The sequence below is a fragment of the Mycobacterium sp. genome (genome assembly GCF_046095365.1).
Lineage (GTDB): Bacteria > Actinomycetota > Actinomycetes > Mycobacteriales > Mycobacteriaceae > Mycobacterium.
On record NZ_JBJTJF010000048.1, the window covers coordinates 1 to 19,191 of the forward strand.

The window sequence follows — 19,191 nt, forward strand, 5'->3', positions numbered from 1 at the left end:
GTGGACGGCAACCCGGTCGGCAGGCTCCGGCGGCTGGACGATGCGCCCGGCGGCCACGGTCTTATACCGTGTCGGTCGTGACAGTGGTCGTCGTGGGAGCCGGACTGAGCGGCCTGGCGGCGGCCCGGTATCTCACCAGGCGGGAGATTGCCGTGACGGTTCTGGAGAGCGCCGACGCGGTGGGCGGACGGGTGCGCACCGACGTCGTCGACGGTTACCGCCTCGATCGCGGGTTCCAGCTCTACAACCCGGCCTACCCCGAGGGCGCGCGGGTGCTCGACCATGACGCCCTGAGTCTGCGGCCGTTCGTCGCCGGGGCCCGCATCGTGGTCGAGCGGGGCGGGAGGCGCCGGGTCGAACGCGTCGCCGACCCGCGTCGCCAGCCGTCGTGGGCGGTGCCGTCACTGCTCGCGCGCATCGGCTCGCCGCTGTCGATCGCCCGGTTCGGCGCCTATGCCGCCACGTGCGCGGTGCGCTCGGTTGCCTCGCTGGGCAGGACACCCGACGTCACGACCGAGGAGGCGCTGCGCCGCGCCGGGGTGGACCGCACCCTGATGGAAACCGTGCTGCGACCGTTCCTTTCCGGTGTCTTCCTCGAGTCGGAGCTGGCCACGTCGCGGCGGTTCCTCGACGTCGTGCTCAAGTCCTTCGTCCGCGGCACACCTGCGGTGCCCGCCCTTGGCATGCAGCGCATCCCCGAACAGCTCGCCGCCGGCATGGACGTGCGACTCGGCCACCGCGTCGCCGCCGTCGCGGCAAAAGGTGTCGATGTCGCCGGCGGTGATTCCCACACCGCCGAGGCAGTGATCGTCGCCACCGACCCGGCCGCCGCCGAGGGCCTCGTCGCCGAAGTCCGCGCGCCCGCTGCCCATGCGGTCACTACGTGGTATTACCGACCCGAGTGCGCACCGGAGGACCTCGCCGACGGTCACGCCGTGCTGACCCTTGACGGCAGTCGGCGCGGGCCGCTGGTCAACACCGTGGTGCTCAGCCATGCCGCACCCGACTACGCCCCGCCGGGCAGTGCATTGGTCGCCGCGTCGGCGCTCGGTATCTGGAACGGGCCGGAGGAGCCCGTCCGGAAACACCTCGAGTGGCTCTACGGCGTGCCGACGACCCAGTGGGACCTCATCGGGTGTTACCCGATTCCCTATGCGCTGCCGGCGATGCCGGTCCCGTTCGAACTGCAGCGCCCGGTGCGCACCGCCGGCGGGGTGTACGTCGCCGGCGACCACCGCGACACCTCGTCGATCCAGGGCGCGCTCGTCAGTGGCCGCCGCGCCGCCCTGGCGGTGCTCAAGGATCTCCGCATCACCTGACCCGCCCGGCCCGAGTTGGTGGCAGGCTTGCCGGATGGATGTCTTCGAGGAATGGCGGGCCGGCGGAACCGCGTTTCGCTGGCGGTCGACGACCCCGGAGAACAACGGCCGCGAAGTCCGCCTCTTCATTCGGCGCAGCGGCGTCCCGGATGCGCCGGCGTTGGTCTTCGTCCACGGCTTTCCGACCTCGAGCATCGACTTCCGCGCACTGGCGGTCGAACTCGGCTCCGACTTCGACATCGTCACGGTTGACTTCCCGGGCTACGGGCTTTCGGAGAAGCCGCCGGCTCCCTACCGCTATTCGCTTTACGACGACGCCCGGCTGCTGGTGCACCTGGTCACCGAGCAGTGGCGGCTTCGCGACTACCGCATACTCACCCATGATCGCGGCACCAGCGTGGGGATCATCGCCCTGTCGATGCTGGCTGAGAACCACCCGGCCAACATGCCGGCCGATATGTTCCTGACCAATGCCAACATCTTCCTGCCGCTGTCCAACCTGACGGCATTCCAGCGCGCACTTCTGGATGACGCGACGGGCCGGGCGACCGCTGCCGCGACCACGCCGGAGATGCTGGCGGCCGGACTCGGAATGACCACCTTCATGCCGCGCCGGTCTCCCGACGATCCCGAGATCGCGGCATTGGCAGAGTGTTTCGCCTGCAACGACGGGATATCGGTGCTGCCCGACACCATCAAGTATCTCAATGAGCGGGCTGACGGCGAGACAATCTGGCTGGAAGCACTGGCCAGGATCCCGGTCGACACGACCATCATCTGGGGCCTGCACGACGCAGTCGCGCCGCTGCGCGTCGCCGACCATGTATGGCGAAACTACGTTCGGGGCAAGCCGGGCCGCAGCCGCTACTGGGTGGTCCCGGGTGCCGATCACTACGTGCAGTGCGACGCACCCGGCCAACTCGCCGCCATCATCAGACTGACGGTCGCCGGGGAACCGTTGGACCTGCAGACGCTGGGCAACACACCGGCCGGAGCCACGCTCATCGATCAGAGCGGGTAGCCGGCCGAACGGCGAGCCGGACCCCGAAACGGCAAGGAGGCCACCGGTCACCGGTGGCCTCCCCGCCGTCCTGAAGGTTTTACGGGCCGACAGGCGCGATCGGCAGGACGCTGGTGCCGACGCTGCGCACCGGGGCGCCCGATCGGGCGGCGGGCGCCTGCGATGCGGCGGCGGGCGCCTGCGAACCCGCGCCGGACCGGGTGGCCGGCGCGGTTACCGGCCGCGCGGTGGCCGGCGCGGTGGCCTGCCGTGCGGTCGCCGGCGCGGTGGCGGGCTGAGACGCTGCCGCACAGGGGCATTGCGAGTCCTGCGTAGCTGCGGCAACGGGGCCGGCCAGGGTCAGCGAAGCGCCGACCATTGCACCGCCAACCAGAGCGATCACGGAAGTGCGGTTGACGAACATGGGATTTCCTCTCGGTATCGGGCCCCCGGTCGGGTGCGCCCTATGAAGCAAATATCGGCCCACGTGACCGCCCGTGCCGTCATCCGATCGGTCGTACATGGGGATGAATGCGCTGTCCACCGATCAGCGGATCTATCGGGCCGTGACTCCCCGTTCGTCGCGGTCCCGGCGGTGCCGGCATCCGAAGGCGTGGATGCGTCAGTCGGGTGACCGTGCCCGTTGTCCTCCATCGTGAGGACGTGCCCGTTGTCCTCCATCGTGAGGACGGGCCTGTTGTCCTCCATTTGGAGGACGGCGAGATGGTCCGGTACTGCGCCCACTTGGTGGACGTCGCCGACCCTTGCCGCCGGAGAGAGTGGCGTTAGCAGCTTTCATCCGCCACGAGGAGTTGAGGACCATGAAGAGCATCACCGTCATCGCCGAGCAGCTGTCCGGGCGGGCCTTGGCCGCCGCGTTGCCGGCCGCAGGAGTCGCCTCGGCGGTCGTCAGCCGGAATCCGGATTCCGCACGCGGTTACGCCGCGATGGTGAACTACCAGGCCCTGCGCGACCCCCGTCGCTTCAGCCCCAACTTCCGGATCGACCTGCTGGTCGAGGACGCCGCTGTCGAGTCGGTGTTCGACGGCTTCGCCGTCGCCTACGGTGCTGGCCTGTTCAGCGACGCCGAGATGTGGGTCAACGAGGCTGCCCCGGAAGCGGCGGCGTGACGAGGAGTACGGGAATCTCGGGCGGTTGAGGCTCAGAGATCGCCGTCGACAACTGAATACCCCTATAGTCGCCGTACGGCGCAAATCCGAGAAGGAGAACAACGATGATGACAGAGCGTTTGACGCGCCGCATGGCCATGGTCGCCAGTGCGGCCGCGCTGATCGGCATGGGCATGCTGACCTCGTGCGGCGCGAAGGAGAAGCCGACCGAGACGGCCCCTTCGGCGCCGGTTTCGAGCGCGACGGCACCGGCGGCCGAGCCGACGCAGAAGGCGCCGGAGACCTCGTCGTCGGCGTCGTCGCCGAGTTCGAGTGCGTCGGCGCCGACAGTGGAGCCGACCGAGAAGGCGATCACGCCGGCACCGCCGCATTCCGGTTCGGGACCGAACTCCTACGCTCCCACGGAGCGGGCCCGTCCGGCTCCGACGGCGCTGCCGGGCAACGTCATCACCGGCGGTTGAAAGGCTGCGTGATCTGAACGCATCGCGGAACGGTGATGGCGGTCGCATGGCCGCCATCACCGCCGCACGTCATCACGAACTCGCTGCGGTCTGACTCGACGGTCCGCTGAAAGAAGCCCTGTGTTCAGCATGCTCTGGATCTACACGCTCCCCGAATGGGTTTTCGGGCTGCTGTGCTGTTCGGTGTTCGTGCTCATCGGGATCCTCGGCTACTTCCTGACCAGACCGGTTGTGCGGTTGCTCATCGGCCCGCCGGCCGGCCACAACAAGGGTGTCGACGCGGTGATCGGCGCCGTCACTCTGCTTTACGGTCTGGTGCTGGCTCTGCTTGCTGTCGCGGTCTGGCAGCAGTTCGTCGCCGCCCAGAACATCGTGGCCTCCGAGGCGGCTGCCCTTCGTTCGGTCTACCGCGACGTCGACTCCTACGATGAGCCGGCGCGGACGGTGCTGACCGATCAGCTCCGTGACTACACCAGGATCGTGATCGACGTGGAGTGGCCGGAACAGCAACGGGGAATCGTCCCCACCGGCGGGATCGACAAACTCGCGGAGTTCGAGAAGTCGCTCTACACCTTCGAGCCCCGATCCGAGCGGGTACGACTGGTCGACCAGTCCGCGATCACCGAGTTCAACAAGATGATCGAGTTCCGGGTGATGAGGCTGAACACCGTCGCAAGCGGAATCCCGGCCACGTTGTGGGCGGTGCTGCTGATCGGGGCGCTCATCACCACCCTCACCACCTATTTCCTCCAACTGGAGCCGGTGCGCACCCAGCTGACCATGACCAGCCTCGTGACCCTGCTTGTCGGTCTGGTCGTGTTCATGACAGCGGTGGTCGACCATCCGTTCCGGGGAACCCGCGGCATGAGCGTCACACCGGAGGCGTTCCAACTCGTCTACGACCGCACCATGACCCCGTCGGTCCGGTAACCCAAGACTTTCCCCCGATCGGGGGAAGGCGATCTCCTCCCCGCAGCCCGCCATCCGCACGACATGGAATCGCCTCGTCCCGGGCCACAGTTGATCGATGGCCGGAACCGCGGCCACCGGAACCGACACAGGAGAACCGACGTGAACATGAACACCTTCGTCCGCAGAATCGCCGCCGCCGCCGCAGGCACGGCCGCCGCCGCCGGCATCGCCACCGGAGTCGCCCTCGCCGTCCCGGCGCACGCGGACGCGGCGCCCCCGGCGGCTTCGAACTGCACCACCGCAACCACGCCGAACCGTGTCAGCCTGAGCGACCCCAACCCGTTGACGCGTGCCGGTCAGATCGACGGTATCCAGGGCGCACCCAAGGCGGCGGTCAAGGCGTTCAGCTGCCTGAACCGCTGAACGGCCGCGCCGTGCAAGGCTCCCCGGGCCGGGCGGATCGGCAGATATATTCGCCAGGGTCGGAACCAGGCAATGGGGGCAGCCGGAAGCTTCGGGTGAAGGGCGGTCGGATCGTGGCGGTCACACTCGCCCGCGCGGCTGCCAAACTGTGGATACCCATTCTTCTGGCGGTCGTCCTGCCGGTCGCCGGACTGGTGGTGCTGCGGCTGCACCGGCAGTTCGCCTCGGAGGATCTCAATGCCGACGCCGGGGCGTCCATCGAGATCGTGCAGTTCAACCCCAAGGTCGTCGTCTACGAGGTGTCCGGTCCGCCCGGGTCCACCGCGACGATCAGCTACTTCGACGCCGACGCCAACCTGCACACCGTGCCGGACGCGGGCCTGCCGTGGTCGTTGACCATCTCCACCACGCTGCCGTCCATGACGGCCAGCATCATGGCCCAGGGCGACGGCGGCCAGATCGGCTGCAGTGTCAGTGTCGACGGCACCGTCCGTGACGAGCGCAGCGCCGAGGGTGTCAGCGCGCAGACGTTCTGCCTGGTGAAGTCGGCATGAGCCGGCCCGCCGACGTTTCGGCCCGGCGGCCGCTGCCGGCCCGCGCCGTACGGGTCTTGTCGGTGCCGATCATCCTGTTCTGGATCGGACTGACCGTCCTGGTGAAAACCATCGCGCCACCGCTGGCCGTCGTCGGCGAGGAGCACGCCTCGGCGCTGGTTCCCCGGGACGCGCCCTCGATGATCGCGATGAAGCGGATGGGCGCGAACTTCGGGGAGTTCAACTCCAACAGCACCGTGATGATCCTCATCGAGGGCCAGCAGCAACTCGGCGACGACGCCCACCGCTACTACGACGACATCGTCGGTCAACTGGAACGCGATACGGCGCACGTCCAGCACATCCAGAACTTCTGGGGTAACCGGCTCACGGCCGCGGGCTCGCAGAGCGCCGACGGCAAGGCCGCCTACGTGATGCTCAACCTGGCCGGCGAGCAGGGAACCACCGAGGCCAACAAGTCGGTCGAGGCCGTCCGCGCGGTCGTCGACCGCACGCCGGCGCCGAATGGGATCAAGGCCTACGTGACCGGTCCGGCCGCCCTGACCGACGACCTGCACGTGATCGGCAACGAGAGCCTGGGACGGATCACCCTCTACACCCTGGTGGCGATCGCCGGGATGCTGCTGTTCGTGTTCCGTTCGGTGGCGACCACGCTGGTCCAGTTGTTCCTCACCGCGATCGGACTGCTGTGTTCCCAAGGTGTGGTGGCGGTGCTGGCCGAGAACAACCGGTTCGGCTTGACCACCTTCGCCTCGAACATCCTCACGATGCTGGCGATCGCCGCCGCCACCGACTACGGGATCTTCCTCTTCGGCCGCTACAAGGAGGCCCGGGCGGCCGGTGAAGACCGCGACACCGCCTACTACACCGCTTTTCGCTCGGTGAGCCCGATCATCATCGGCTCGGGCCTGACCATCGCCGGCGCGATCTACTGTCTGCGGGCGGCCCGGCTTCCCTACTTCTCCACCATGGCCGAGCCGGTGGCGATCGGCATGATCACGGTGGTTCTTTCGTCGGTCACCTTGGGCCCGGCGGTGCTCTTCCTGGGCAGCCGCATCGGCCTCTACGCGCCGAAAAAGATCCGACGGCAACGGTTCTGGCGCCGCGTCGGTACAGCGGTGGTGCGTTGGCCCGGCCCCATCCTGGTCGCCAGCCTGGTCGTCGTGCTGATCGGCCTGCTCGGCCTGCCGGGCGCCGTCACCGCCTACAACGACCAGTACTACCTGCCTGACGACGCACCTGCCAACCTCGGCTACGCCGCTGCCGAACGGCACTTCACCCAGGCCCGGATGAACCCCGACATCATCATGATCGAAGCCGACCACGACATGCGCAACACGGCCGACATGCTGGTGCTGGACAAGGCCGCACGCAATCTGCTGGCCGTCGACGGAATCGTGCTGACGCAGAGCATCACCCGGCCGCTGGGCATCCCGATCCAGCACAGTTCCATCCCTTTCCAGAACAGCGTCACCGGCCAGACCGCCAACCAGGGCCTTCCCTTCATGCGACGTCAACTGGCCGATATGCGCAAGACCGCCGTGCAGATGCAGGTGAACATCGACCTCACCGAGAAGATGTACGGCGTCATGGGCGAACTGACCGCCAACACCCACGACATCGCCGAGAAGAACAGGGCCATCGCCGCGGTCACCGACGAACTGCGCAACCACATCGCCGACGTCGACGACTTCTACCGGCCCATCCGCAACTACTTCTACTGGGAGCCGCACTGCTTCGACATTCCGGTCTGCTCCTCGACCCGGGCTCTGTTCGACTCGCTGGACAGTATCGACAGCCTCGCCGAGAAGTTCGACGAGCTGTCCAAAGACGTCGACCGCACCGACGAACTGGTGCCGCAACAACTGGCATTGCTGCCGCCGATGATCGAGACCATGCGAACCACCCGAACGCTGACCCTGGCCAACGCCGACTCGATGGAGGCGATGCTCAACCAGATGCAGGCCCTCAACGACACCGCGGTGGTGATGGGGCAGAGTTTCGACGCGGCCAAGAACGGCGACCTGTTCTACCTACCGCCTGAAGCGTTCGGCAACCCGGAGTTCCAAGTCGGCTTGAAGCTGTTCCTGTCCCCGGACGGCACGTCGGCGCGCATGTTCATCACCCACGCGAGCGACCCCGCGACACCGAGGGGAATCAGCCTCATTCCCGCCGAACGCACGGCGGTGCGCCAAGCCCTCGAGGTTTCCCCGCTGTCGTCGGCGCGGATCTTCATCGGTGGCACGGCGGCGACCTACCGGGACATGCACGACGGCGCCAAGTACGACCTCATGATCGCGGTGGTGGCGGCTCTGACGCTGATCTTCGCGATCATGCTCGTCATGATCCGCAGCCTGGTGGCGGCCGTGGTGATCGTGGGGACCGCCGCGAGTTCGATCGCCGCCTCGTTCGGGCTTTCAGTGTTGATCTGGCAGGACCTGTTCGGCATCAAGATCCACTGGCTGGTGTCGTTGATCGCCGTCGTCGTGCTGCTGGCCGTCGGGTCGGACTACAACCTGCTGCTGGTGTCCCGGTTCAAGGACGAGATCCACGCCGGCCTCAAGACCGGCATGATCCGGGCGATGGCCGGCACCGGTGGGGTCGTCACCTCGGCGGGACTGGTGTTCGCCGCCACCATGGCCGCGATGCTCGGCAGCAGCCTGACCGTGGTGGCGCAGATGGGCTCCACCATCGCCATCGGCCTGCTGCTCGACACCCTGATCGTGCGCGCCCTGCTGATGCCCTCGATCGCGACACTGCTGGGACGGTGGTTCTGGTGGCCCGCCGTCGTCCTCCCGCGCGGCGAGCACCACCGAACCGCGTAGAGGAACGACACGCCGCCGGCTGCCCTCGCAGCCCTTGATCCGCTCCTGTCCGGTGATGAGGATGTTCTTCGAGCGCTATTGGTCGCCTGTCCGCCCGCCGGGGCCGGCGTTCCCCCCGTCGAAGGCGTAGGCCAGGAAGTGGTAGCGCCTGTCGTCGGCGTCGAACTCCGCCAGGGACTGCGCGCCCAGCTTGGTGGTCGTGGTGTGCAACGAGCGCGGGTTGTCGGCGGCAACGAACAGCACGCCGACGTCGTATCGGTCGCGGTAGGCCTGCCGGGTGACGTCGTTGAACGCGGTGTAGACCCCGCGCCCCCGCGCGGCTCGGTCGATCAGCACGGGTCCACGGAACGCCCAGCGCTGCCGGGCAATCGGGGCGCCGCGGAAATCGAGTACCTCGGCCAGGTCGACCACCGCCCGGATGATCGGTTCCAGCCGGGGGCCGGCGGCGTTCGGTGGCGGGGTCACGGCGATGAAACCTGCTATATCGCCGTCGATCTCAGCGACGTGTATACCCCCGTCTGCGACCGTGTCGTGGAACCACCGCGCACTGTGCAGAATCGAGACGAAGCCGTCGGCCCGCTGGGCGGGATCGAGATTGCCGACGTAATAGCGCGCCTCCAACTCCATCAGCGCTGCGACATCAGTGGTGGACCCCAGTCGGACCGCCGCCTCCGGCGCCGAGGTCACGGAGTCACACCGTCGGGCGCGCGCATCATGTCCGAGCAGACCAGGGCGACGCCGTTGGCGCTGAGCATGACTGACTCCTCGGTCTGATCCTGGTCTCCGCTGGCCTCAAGCATCGCTGATCCTCCTGCGGCCCGTGTGTCCAATGGCCGAACCCGTACCAGGGGCACCCGGTCCTCCGATCGGAGGACGGGGTGTCTCGTGTCTTTCAAGGTCCGATCGGCCGATCCGATGAGCCTGGGACATGAGGCACAGTCAAAACAAGGCAATCACCAACCGTTCCGAACCAAGGAGACACTGACATGAAGAGCTACCTGCCCGCCGCCGCGATGGGATTCGCACTCACCGCCGCCGCCTTCGGATTCGGCGCGGCGACAGCCCACGCGGCCGGCTACACCAATGAGAACGCCGGCCAGGTCGGCAGCGAACTACAGGCGATGGGCTACGCGGTACAGATCAACGGCAGCACGACTGGTGCGCTGTCGCAGTGCATGGTCACCGGCGTCGAGGGCCTCACCTCCGGCCAGGCCGTCGGCACCGCCTACATCGATGTGACCTGCCCTGGCAGCAACAACTGACCATCCCGAGGGCGGGAGGGCGATCTGCGGTTGAGGGGATTATCTCGGCACCTCACCCGTCTTTGCCGCCGGTGTAGAGCTCGGCGCCGGGTGCGTCGTTGCGCGCGGTGCCGGTGAAGTTGATCCGCGCGGCGGGATTGGCCAGTGCGGTTATCGACGCGATCCCGACCGGGCCGTCGTCATCGAACAGCGTCGTACTGCCGATCGCCACTCCGTCGGCGGCGAACTGCCTGTCGCCCTGCACACCGAGGCCCTCACCGCGCGGTGTGCGGTACAGCAGCACGGTCTGGCCGCCGTTGATGTAGCCGATGCCGTCGGTGCCGCGGTTGACAACCATGTTGGTGGTCGCCTCGGCAACGACGACGGCGCGCACGAAGGGTGTCGCCGGCTGCCCGGCGATCACGTCAAGCCCGCGGTAGTAGGCACGTTTCCTGCTGACGTTCTGGTGCCGGGCACCGAGTTCACCCCAGCCGGCCGCGTCGCTGCCGACGACCAGGTCATCGCCCTCGTGGTCCAGCGGCGGATAGAACTCGACCGCCGGACTCCACTGCTGGCCCTCAGGGGCCTCGGACTGCTGATAGAGGACGACGACGGCAGTGGCAACCAGATCGTCGCCCTGCAGCACCTCGCAATCGCCGTATCGGGCGCGCCGACCGTGTCTCAAAGCGCGGGTCTTCACCTGCAGGGGTTCCTTGCGGGCCGGCCGCATCAGGTTGATGGTGAACCGGGCCGGCAGGAACCCGCTCTCGCCGAAATCACGCTCGAGAGACCAGGCGGCCAGGCCCGCCACCGCGGGACCGCTGAGAATGGACTCCCCCCAGTGGCCGCCGGCCGCCGCGGTGGGCGCGAAGCTGCCGTCGGCGCCGATCGTGAAGTAAGCAGGATCGCGGGCGAGGTCCTCCTCAGCGCCTACCTCGTTGTCGACCATGCGACCAGTATGACTGTCTCCGAGGTGCTCTCCGCCGAGGTTCGGACCGTTTGTTGCCTGCGCGAACGCCACACTGCGGTGACAGCGCCGGTGGTACCGCTGCCGGCCTTGCGGCCGAACGGCATCGGCGAAGTAAAGGTCCCCCGGATGGTGGACATCGGTTTCGCCCGCACGAGGGCCCGCACAGGGGACACGACACAGTCGGCCGGGACGCGACCGTTGATGCGTGGCCCCGAACCGCCGGGCCTCACCCGAACCGAAGGAGAAATCATGAACCGCGCAACTCGTCGCTCTCTGGTCGGCGCAATGGCCGGCGACGCACCGGCCCCGCCCTCGTCGTCCAACCAGATCAGTAGGTAATTCAGACCTGACCTCAAGGAGTAACCATGAATCCCACGGAGACCGTGCACGCGCTGTTTGGCTCCATCGACTCCAGGGACGCCGCTGCGATCGCCGAGCTGCTGACCGAAGACGCAGCAATGGCGGATGAGATGTCGAAGGGATGGGTGCGCGGCAAGACCCGAATCCGGGACTTCGTTGGCGCCACGTTCGCCTCCGTCGATTCGATTACCTCGGTCTTGAGCGACGTCGTCGTTCGCGATCACGAAGACCACGCCACCGCCACCTTCACCCTCGCGCAGAGTTACGTTCTCGACGGCGCGCAGGGCGTGATCGTTGCACCGACATCGGTGATGCTCGAGCGCGTGGACGGGAAGTGGTTGATCTCGGTGATGCATTCGGTCCCGCCCGCAGACGCATGAGGAGAGTGCGTCTGCATCCACCAATCGGGGGACAACCCGATCAACCCGGCTACGGGCCTTTTGGCCGACGGGGCAAGGCGATGTTCCGCGAGAAGCTGGTCACAGAAGACCTGAACCACCGTGACCTGAACCACCGTCTGGAAAGCCAAGGAGCCACGACCATGACCACCACACCCGACCTCTACCCGGTACCGGCTCTGAATGCGGTGGCGGTGTACTGCTCGGCCAGCTCGGCGATCGACACACACTTCATCGAGGCCGCCCGCACGATCGGCGCCGCCCTGGCCGCCAACGAGCTGCGGATGGTCTTCGGCGGCGGCCGGGTGGGCCTGATGGGTGAGGCGGCCAAGGCCTGCAAGACCGCCGGCGGCCGCGTCACCGGAATCACCACCGAGAAGCTCGACGCTATCGAGGGCCTCTCGGAGCACTGCGACGAGTCCCGGATCGTCGCGACCATGCCGGAGCGGCGCAGCCTGATGATGGAACTGGCCGACGCCTTCGTGATCCTGCCCGGCGGACTGGGCACCTACGAGGAGTTCTTCGAGGTCGTCGTCGGCCGGCAGCTCGGCGATCACGCCAAGCCCATCGTGATCGTCAACCACAACGGCTTCTACGGCCCCATGATGGCGATGATCGACCACGGCATCGAGCACAAGTTCATCCGGCCGGCCATCCGCGAAGCCCTCATCGTCGTCGACGACGCCGCCGACGCGCTGCCGGCACTGATCGCCCACCGGCCCGGCCGGCACGACCCCGCCGACTACCTCTACCTGCCCGAGCATGACGACCAGCAGACCGAACTGGCTCAGGCCTCGTGAGATCTCCCACCGAGAGGCATAGCATCCACGCCTAGTAGCTTCACGGCCTCCGACCGAAGGGCAGACCCCGATGCTGACCGACTCGGCGCGCGCTGCTCACGCGCCCGCGATACCGGTCAAGGCCGGCGTGGTGCTGGCCGCGCTCGGGGTGGTCTTCGGCGATATCGGGACCAGTCCGCTCTACAGCATGGCCACGTTGTTCGCCCCGGGCGGACCGCATCCGATGTCCATGGGCCAGCTTCACGTCTACGGCGTGGTCTCGCTGGTGTTCTGGTCGGTGATGATCATCGTCACGCTGACCTACGTCGTCCTGGTGATGCGCGTCGACAACGGCGGCGAAGGCGGGGTGATGGCTCTGGTCGCGCTGCTGCGCCGCTACGGCGAGGGCAACCCGCGCACCGTCGCGGTGCTGACCGCGATCGGCGTCCTCGGCGTGGCGCTGTTCTTCGGCGACAGCATGATCACACCGGCCATCTCGGTGCTCTCCGCGGTGGAAGGACTCAAGGTCATCGACCCGGGCCTGGAGGTTTTCGTCATACCGATCACCGCAGTGGTGATCGCGGGACTGTTCGCCATGCAGCGCAAGGGAACCGAGGTCGTCGGACGCTTCTTCGGCCCGGTGATGGTGGTGTGGTTCGTCGCGATCGCCGTCCTCGGAGTGCGGGGAATCGCGATGCACCCCCGCATCCTTCGGGCGCTCTCGCCGAGCTATGCCCTGGACTTCGTCGTGAACTACCCGTCGGCGGCGTTCTATTCGCTGGCGGGGATCGTGCTCGCCGTCACCGGCGCCGAGGCGCTGTATGCCGACATGGGCCACTTCGGCCGCAGGGCGATCACGACGGCCTGGCTGGGCGGTGTGCTGCCGGCGCTGACACTGAACTACTTCGGCCAGGGCGCCGAACTGCTCAGCGACCACGACATGGTGAAATCGCCGTTCTTCCTGCTGGTGCCGCAGTGGGCGCAGCTGCCGATGATCGTGCTGGCCACCGCGGCCACCGTCATCGCCTCGCAGGCGGTCATCACCGGGGCGTTCTCGGTCGCCTCCCAGGCCGTGCAACTGGGTTATCTGCCCCGGCTGCGCGTGCGGCACACCTCGGAGTCCTCGATCGGCCAGATCTACGTCCCGTGGATCAACGGGGTGCTCGTCGTCGCGGTGCTGTTGCTGGTCTTCTTCTTCCGCAGTTCCACGGCGTTGGCCTACACCTACGGCATGGCCGTGGCGGGCACCATCGCGATCACCACACTGCTGTTCCTCTACATCGCCCGGACGCACTTCCGGGCGCCGCTCTGGCTGGTGGTCATCGGGGGAGGAGCGCTGCTGACGGTCGACGTCGCTTTCCTGGCCGCCAACGTCGTCAAGCTGCCCTACGGGGCCTGGCTGCCCTTGGTCATCGCGGTGCTGACCTTCACCGTGCTGATGACCTGGCAACGCGGAAGCCGGATCGTCTCGGAGTTGCGGACCCGAGCTGAAGGCCCGTTGCGCCAGTTCGTCGCCGAGATCTCCCGGCGGCAGCCACCCCTGGCCCACGTGCCGGGCACGGCGATCTTCCTCAATCGTGCCGCCGAGACCGCGCCGATGGCGTTGCGCGCCAACGTGGAACACAACAAGGTCCTCCACGATCGGGTGATCGTGCTGTCCGTCGACAGCCCACCGGTGCCCCGCGTCGCCGAGTCGGACCGGGTCTCGATCGAGGAGCTGGGATCAGGCGACGGCCGAATCATGTTCGCCAAGGCCAGTTTCGGCTATATGGAGGACCCTGACGTGCCGGCAGTACTTCGGCTGATCGACCCTTCGATCGACTGCGGCGACGTTTCCTACTTCCTGTCCCGGGTGGACGTCGTCCCCGGGCCGGAGCCGACGATGGCACGGTGGCGCAAGAGACTGTTCGTGGCGACCTCCCACATCGCGGCGGACTCCGCGTCCTACTTCAGCCTTCCGCTCGACCGGACGGCCATCGTCGGCGCGCGCATCGAGTTGTGAGAGAGACCCTGATGGGAAAGGGTGAGATGGGCAGGGCGGTCTTTGATTTCAGCGCGACCACAACCGTCATCACCGGCGGCGTCAGCGGTATCGGACTGGCGTGCGCCGAGTTGATCGCGCGCTGCGGCGGCGACGTGGTGGTCTCGGCGCATCGACGTCCCGACGGCGGCGTCGACGCCGCAAAGGTCGACAGCGCGCTCGAACGTATACGCGCCGCGGCGGGCCCGGCGCCGTCGACGGTCACCGCCCTCGGTTGCGACGTGGGTGACGAAGCCTCGGTCGCGGCGTTCTTCAGGCAAGTCCCGCACGTCGACTATCTGATTCACAGTGCCGGGGTTTCTCCCAACACCGCCTTCCTCGATCAGACCGGGCACGAGTGGGACACGGTCCACAACGTCAACACCACCGGCGCTTTTCTGGTCACCAAACACGCCGCCCTGGCGATGGAGCGGAACCCGCTGCAGGGCGACTTCCGCGGCAGGATCCTGCTGATCACCTCGACCAACGGGATCAACAGCCAGGACCCGGTTTCAGCCCACTACGACTCCTCGAAGGCGGCGGCCAACATGGTGGTCCGCACGGCCGCCGAGCGGCTGGCCGAGATGCGGATCTGCGTCAACGGGCTGGCGCCGGGCTGGATCAACACCGAGATGAATGCCACGCTGCCGCCCGATCTCCGGGAGAGGGAGTCGGCCAGGATCTGGATGCGCCGCTGGGCCGATCCCGAGGAAGTGGCCCGCTGCGCAGCCCATCTGCTGACGATGCCCTATCTGATGGGCCAGGTGGTGATGGTCGACGGGGGTTATCGTTGATGTGGCGCTGATCACAGCAATCCATTCGCCGCCGGGTGCCGAATTAACGTCGAAGGCGAATCGGCCGCCCGCCCGGGCGGTTCGAACACGAGAAATAAGGGGAACCCCATGCCCGTCAACAGGTCTTTTCTGATCGCCACCGGTCTGGCGGCCGCAGCCGCGCTGACGATCTCCGGCTGCTCGTCGGCCACCAAGGAAGCGGACAAGGCGGCGAGCAGCGCGATGTCCACCGCCGCTTCGGCTGCGTCCTCCGCCGGTTCGGCGGCCTCGTCGGCCGCGTCGGCGGCGTCTTCGGGGTCACCTCGGCGATGGGCGCACCCGCTCTCACCGACCTGATCGGCTCCGGCTGCGCGGGATACGCCGAGAAGGTGCCCTCGGGGCCGGGTTCGGTCGCGGGCCTGGCCAAAGACCCGGTGGCGACGGCGGCCTCCAACAGCCCGGTGCTCTCGACGCTGTCCTCGGCGCTGTCCGGCAAGCTCAATCCCAAGGTCAATCTGGTTGACACGCTCAACACCGGCGAATACACGGTCTTCGCGCCCACCGACGAGGCGTTCGCCAAGATCGACGCGGCCACTCTGGACAAGCTCAAGACCGACGCCGATCTGCTGACCTCGATCCTGACCTACCACGTCGTGTCAGGCCAGGCCGGCCCGGACAAGGTCGCGGGCGAGCACAAGACGCTGCAGGGCGCCTCTGTGACGGTCACCGGCTCCGGCAACGACCTCAAGGTCGGCGACGCGGGTCTGGTGTGCGGCGGCATCAAGGCGAGCAACGGGACGCTGTACCTGATCGACACCGTCCTGATGCCTCCGGCCACGCCCTCGACTCCGGCCAGCCCGACGCCGTAGGCACCGTTCACACCCTCGACGGGTGGGGGCCGGCCGTGAGGCCGGCCCCCACCTGCTCCACCGAGGCAGCCGGTGCGGCCCGCTGCCGGTCAATGAGCTGTCAGTAAGCTCAGCGCCGTGGAACTCAACGGAACAAGCGCAATCGTCACCGGCGGGGCCTCGGGTATCGGCGCCGCCACCGCCCGACAGCTGGCCGACCTCGGTGCCCGGGTCGTCATCGCCGACATGCAGGCCGAGCGCGGGCAGGCGCTCGCCGAGGAGATCGGCGGGGTGTTCGTCCCGGTCGACGTCACCGACACCGAGCAGATCATCGACGCGGTCAACACCGCGATGGATCTCGGGCCGCTGCGCGCACTGGTCAACTCCGCCGGCGTCGGCTGGGCGCAGCGCACCATCGGCAAGGACGGCGAGTTCGCCTCCGCGCACAACCTCGACACCTACAAGAAGGTCATCGCGATCAACCTGGTCGGCACGTTCGACTGCATCCGCATCGCGGCCACCGCGATGAGCCGGCTCGAACCCACCGCCACCGGTGAGCGCGGCGCGATTGTGAACATGACCAGCGTCGCGGCCTTCGACGGCCAGATCGGTCAGGCCGCGTACTCGTCGTCCAAGGGCGGAGTCGTCGGGCTCACCCTGCCGGTGGCCCGCGATCTCGCGGCCGTAGGGATCCGGGTCAACACCGTGGCGCCGGGCCTGATCGACACCCCGATCTACGGCGAGGGCGAGGCCTCCGAGGCGTTCAAGGCCAAGCTCGGCCAGTCGGTGCTGTTCCCGCACCGCCTCGGCAAGCCGGAGGAACTGGCCTCGATGGTCATCGAACTGATCACGAATTCCTACATGAACGCCGAGGTGGTCCGCGTCGACGGCGGAATCCGGATGCCGCCGAAGTAGCTCGTCGGATTCAGCGGTCCGAGGCGGATGAGGACGACGACGTCGCCCGGGCCCTGCGCCGGGCGGTGAGCTTGCCCCACACCCACGTCAGGGGAACCTCGCGGCCGGTGGCCAGGTACTCCACGGTCGCGGGGTGGTAGCAGACCTCGCGCACCTGGGAGAGTCCCGCTGGCTTACCCACGATCAGCACCTGGTCATCAAGGGCCAACGGAGTCTCCTCGTCCGGCATGAAGTGGTACTCGCCGGAGCGGATCAGCAGCAGCGCGGCCAGGGGCAGTGTCTCCCCGCGGTCGTCGGGCTGTCGCATCAGGTCCCACAGAGTCAGGGTGTTGCCGCGTCGCAGCCAGTCGGCGACGGCGGGCGCCTCCTGGTCGGAAATCGTGATCACCTCCCGCTCGGGGGTGCGCCGGCCGCAGCGGTCCTCGAGGTGGTCGCGTACCTGCGTAGCCCACCTCTCGTTACGGGTGAGGGCGTGTTCGACGAAACTCCAGAACGTCGGCGTCAGAATGCGGGCGAGCACCTCCCGGGCGATGACTTCGGTGTCGATGTACACCGAGTCGATGTGCAACGTCTCCAGCAGTGCCTTGTTGGCGTTGGTCTGCTGCCGAAGCACCAGGTAGACAGCGGGGTTCGAGTGCCGGGCATGCTCGGCCATCGCGATGTTGACCGCGTCGTTGCCGGTGCCGATGACAAAGCCCACCGATCCGGACAGGTCGGGGTACTCGGTGTCGGGGTCGACACGGTCGACGGCGACGCCGACGGCGGCGAGATCGGAGACCACCGCGTCGGCGAACTCGCCCTCCGCGCACACCACCCATCTGCGTCCGGCCAGATCCCGCCGGGCCGGCAGCAACTGCTCCTGATCGTTGTCCATCAGCCAGCGCAGCAGTTGGTGGCTGACCGGTTGGTGGATCGACAGCGCCAGGTAGTCGCCGAACCTGTCGTCGGCATTGATCGCCGACTCCGCGGCGAAGTGTTCCATCCGGCGCCGGGTTCGCTGCTGGGCGCAGCGGCCGAGCACCGGCAGATCCGGTCGAAGCAGGGCGGCCGTCATCACCACCGCGAGGTTGGTGTCGTCGTCGTCGGTCAGTGCCAGCACTCCCTCGCAATCCCGGTGCCCGAGGCCGGCCATGCCCAGTATCGCCGGCGTGGCGCAGTCGGCCTGCAGCGCCGGGACGTCGAAGCTGAGTTGCTCGGAGACCACCGACTGGATCCTGTCCTCCCGCTCGTCGATGACGACGAACCGGCGGTAGTGCTCGTCAAGGTCGGCGCCCACGATGCGGCCGGCATCGCCGTAGCCGGCGACGATGACGAAGGGTTCCACCAGCCGGCGGACCTGCCGCCGGAACTGCTGCGCGGCGACGGCCGACTGGAACGCCGAACTCTGGATCAGCGCGAAGAACACCGCGATGGCGTAGGCCCAGCTGATGACGAGCACGAAGATCGACATCGTCATCCACATTCGCTGCGGATAGCTGAAGGGGTAGGGCGCCTCGGTGAAACCGACCGTCGTCAGCGTGATGGTCATCTGGTAGAAGGCGTCGAAGATGTTCAGCCGGTGCGGGTTTCCCTCCGGGTCGACTCCCGGTATGAACATCATCCCCGCGGTGCAGAAGCTGAACGCGGTGATCACCACGAGAATGGGTGCGCGCATCCTCCGCATGATCAGGAAGATCGCCTCGGTCGTCGGGACCGCCGACGGAATCCGGGTCGGTGTTTGCCCTGAGCTCACCCGCCGTCGGCTCCACAGGTGGAAGGGGCGTGGCATCGACGGCTTACCGGCGGCGGAACGTGGCGGTCTCGACGACCAGCAGTGTCACGGACACCAGGTTGGCCAGCAGCGCCCCGCCTGAGAGCGAAACCACGCTTGCGGTGGCGTGCCCGTCGAGTCCGTGGGGGGAGACCTGGGTAGCCCAGATCCACATGCCCGCGGCCGCGGCCAGTTGCAGCAGTGCGACCAGACTGGTGGCTAGGTGCACGGCGCCAAGCTGGGTGCTGTCGCCGAACTTCAGGACCGTGGTGATCAGGGCGACGACCAGCGCGCTGAACAACTCCCAGGAGTTGTGGACTTCGGGGTCACTGATATCGCCGACGAAGAAGCCGAAGTTCAGTGTGGCGGCCAGCAGAACAAAGAAGCCGAACACCACCTTCTCGAGGTTCACATCGGCAGCCTAATGCCTAGCCCGGCCCGGCCCGGGCTACTTGCGGCCGGAGCGCTTCAGCAGGTACTGCAACCAGCGAACGTCGAGTAGCACGGGGTTCA

20 protein-coding genes and 1 pseudogene are annotated in these 19,191 nt (G+C 67.5%); 15 read left to right on the forward strand and 6 right to left on the reverse strand.

The genetic code is table 11. From position 1 onward, the window contains the following. Nucleotides 1-77 precede the first annotated feature (77 nt). The 4 genes from ACKOQ4_RS03235 (at nt 78) to ACKOQ4_RS03250 (ending at nt 3,449) form a co-directional block, all read left to right on the forward strand. Nucleotides 78-1,319, forward strand: coding sequence for an FAD-dependent oxidoreductase (locus ACKOQ4_RS03235; RefSeq protein ID WP_526288758.1), 1,242 nt, complete (start codon nt 78-80; stop codon nt 1,317-1,319). 34 nt (nt 1,320-1,353) lie between these two features. Further along, complete coding sequence (locus ACKOQ4_RS03240) at nt 1,354-2,340, forward strand: alpha/beta fold hydrolase (protein ID WP_526288760.1); 987 nt, start codon at nt 1,354-1,356, stop codon at nt 2,338-2,340. Between the two features lie 113 nt (nt 2,341-2,453). Next, nucleotides 2,454-2,618 (forward strand): hypothetical protein, encoded by a 165-nt coding sequence (locus tag ACKOQ4_RS03245; protein ID WP_526288762.1) that lies wholly within the window; start codon nt 2,454-2,456, stop codon nt 2,616-2,618. A gap of 522 nt (nt 2,619-3,140) precedes the next feature. Further along, the gene (locus ACKOQ4_RS03250; protein ID WP_526288764.1) at nt 3,141-3,449 is read left to right on the forward strand and encodes a hypothetical protein; all 309 of its coding nucleotides are present in this window, start codon (nt 3,141-3,143) and stop codon (nt 3,447-3,449) included. Here the strand turns inward: ACKOQ4_RS03250 and ACKOQ4_RS03255 are convergent. Beyond that, nucleotides 3,418-3,804, reverse strand: coding sequence for a hypothetical protein (locus ACKOQ4_RS03255; RefSeq protein ID WP_526288766.1), 387 nt, complete (start codon nt 3,802-3,804; stop codon nt 3,418-3,420). The genes ACKOQ4_RS03250 and ACKOQ4_RS03255 overlap by 32 nt on opposite strands. A gap of 235 nt (nt 3,805-4,039) precedes the next feature. Between ACKOQ4_RS03255 and ACKOQ4_RS03260 the strand changes: the two genes are divergently transcribed. The 4 genes from ACKOQ4_RS03260 (at nt 4,040) to ACKOQ4_RS03275 (ending at nt 8,624) form a co-directional block, all read left to right on the forward strand. Next, nucleotides 4,040-4,840, forward strand: coding sequence for a bestrophin-like domain (locus ACKOQ4_RS03260; RefSeq protein ID WP_526288804.1), 801 nt, complete (start codon nt 4,040-4,042; stop codon nt 4,838-4,840). Nucleotides 4,841-4,981: 141 nt separating this feature from the next. Further along, a complete protein-coding gene (locus ACKOQ4_RS03265; protein WP_526288768.1) occupies nt 4,982-5,245 on the forward strand; it encodes a hypothetical protein in 264 nt (87 codons plus the stop codon). A gap of 113 nt (nt 5,246-5,358) precedes the next feature. Beyond that, nucleotides 5,359-5,799, forward strand: a complete 441-nt coding sequence (locus tag ACKOQ4_RS03270) for an MmpS family transport accessory protein (RefSeq protein ID WP_526288770.1) — start codon at nt 5,359-5,361, stop codon at nt 5,797-5,799. After that, the gene (locus tag ACKOQ4_RS03275; RefSeq protein ID WP_526288772.1) at nt 5,796-8,624 is read left to right on the forward strand and encodes an MMPL/RND family transporter; all 2,829 of its coding nucleotides are present in this window, start codon (nt 5,796-5,798) and stop codon (nt 8,622-8,624) included. The genes ACKOQ4_RS03270 and ACKOQ4_RS03275 overlap by 4 nt, the downstream gene beginning before the upstream one ends. A 75-nt stretch (nt 8,625-8,699) precedes the next feature. Here ACKOQ4_RS03275 and ACKOQ4_RS03280 read toward each other — a convergent pair whose 3' ends face one another. Beyond that, entirely contained in the window at nt 8,700-9,311 is a 612-nt protein-coding gene (locus ACKOQ4_RS03280; protein ID WP_526288774.1) for a hypothetical protein, read from the reverse strand. 299 nt (nt 9,312-9,610) lie between these two features. Between ACKOQ4_RS03280 and ACKOQ4_RS03285 the strand changes: the two genes are divergently transcribed. After that, nucleotides 9,611-9,886 (forward strand): hypothetical protein, encoded by a 276-nt coding sequence (locus ACKOQ4_RS03285; RefSeq protein ID WP_526288776.1) that lies wholly within the window; start codon nt 9,611-9,613, stop codon nt 9,884-9,886. Nucleotides 9,887-9,938: 52 nt separating this feature from the next. On the opposite strand, the gene ACKOQ4_RS03290 is transcribed toward ACKOQ4_RS03285, so the two are convergent. Then, on the reverse strand, nt 9,939-10,814 hold the full coding sequence (locus ACKOQ4_RS03290; protein WP_526288778.1) for an acyl-CoA thioesterase domain-containing protein: 876 nt from the start codon (nt 10,812-10,814) through the stop codon (nt 9,939-9,941). Between the two features lie 386 nt (nt 10,815-11,200). On the opposite strand from ACKOQ4_RS03290, the gene ACKOQ4_RS03295 reads away from it, so the two are divergent. The 4 genes from ACKOQ4_RS03295 (at nt 11,201) to ACKOQ4_RS03310 (ending at nt 15,186) form a co-directional block, all read left to right on the forward strand. Continuing rightward, nucleotides 11,201-11,575, forward strand: coding sequence for a nuclear transport factor 2 family protein (locus ACKOQ4_RS03295; RefSeq protein ID WP_526288780.1), 375 nt, complete (start codon nt 11,201-11,203; stop codon nt 11,573-11,575). A gap of 161 nt (nt 11,576-11,736) precedes the next feature. Then, the gene (locus ACKOQ4_RS03300) at nt 11,737-12,393 is read left to right on the forward strand and encodes an LOG family protein (protein ID WP_526288782.1); all 657 of its coding nucleotides are present in this window, start codon (nt 11,737-11,739) and stop codon (nt 12,391-12,393) included. A gap of 70 nt (nt 12,394-12,463) precedes the next feature. After that, on the forward strand, nt 12,464-14,374 hold the full coding sequence (locus tag ACKOQ4_RS03305; protein WP_526288784.1) for a potassium transporter Kup: 1,911 nt from the start codon (nt 12,464-12,466) through the stop codon (nt 14,372-14,374). Further along, nucleotides 14,371-15,186 carry an SDR family NAD(P)-dependent oxidoreductase gene (locus tag ACKOQ4_RS03310; RefSeq protein ID WP_526288786.1) on the forward strand — a complete coding sequence of 272 codons (816 nt, stop codon included), beginning with the start codon at nt 14,371-14,373 and terminating at the stop codon, nt 15,184-15,186. Before ACKOQ4_RS03305 ends, ACKOQ4_RS03310 begins: the two co-directional genes overlap by 4 nt. Nucleotides 15,187-15,197: 11 nt before the next feature. Here the strand turns inward: ACKOQ4_RS03310 and ACKOQ4_RS03315 are convergent, their stop codons facing one another. Continuing rightward, nucleotides 15,198-15,416 (reverse strand): hypothetical protein, encoded by a 219-nt coding sequence (locus ACKOQ4_RS03315; protein WP_526288806.1) that lies wholly within the window; start codon nt 15,414-15,416, stop codon nt 15,198-15,200. On the opposite strand from ACKOQ4_RS03315, the pseudogene ACKOQ4_RS03320 reads away from it, so the two are divergent. Both ACKOQ4_RS03320 and ACKOQ4_RS03325 read left to right on the forward strand, forming a co-directional pair. Then, nucleotides 15,409-16,034, forward strand: a pseudogene (locus ACKOQ4_RS03320) (fasciclin domain-containing protein). The gene ACKOQ4_RS03315 and the pseudogene ACKOQ4_RS03320 sit on opposite strands and share 8 nt — an antisense overlap. Nucleotides 16,035-16,151: 117 nt before the next feature. Next, nucleotides 16,152-16,928 (forward strand): SDR family NAD(P)-dependent oxidoreductase, encoded by a 777-nt coding sequence (locus ACKOQ4_RS03325; protein ID WP_526288788.1) that lies wholly within the window; start codon nt 16,152-16,154, stop codon nt 16,926-16,928. A 10-nt stretch (nt 16,929-16,938) separates the two neighbouring features. Here the strand turns inward: ACKOQ4_RS03325 and ACKOQ4_RS03330 are convergent, their stop codons facing one another. Beyond that, nucleotides 16,939-18,660: a potassium channel family protein gene (locus ACKOQ4_RS03330; protein ID WP_526288790.1), complete on the reverse strand. Its 1,722-nt coding sequence runs from the start codon at nt 18,658-18,660 to the stop codon at nt 16,939-16,941. Nucleotides 18,661-18,703: 43 nt separating this feature from the next. After that, entirely contained in the window at nt 18,704-19,090 is a 387-nt protein-coding gene (locus ACKOQ4_RS03335; RefSeq protein WP_526288792.1) for a DUF6394 family protein, read from the reverse strand. Nucleotides 19,091-19,191: the final 101 nt, after the last annotated feature.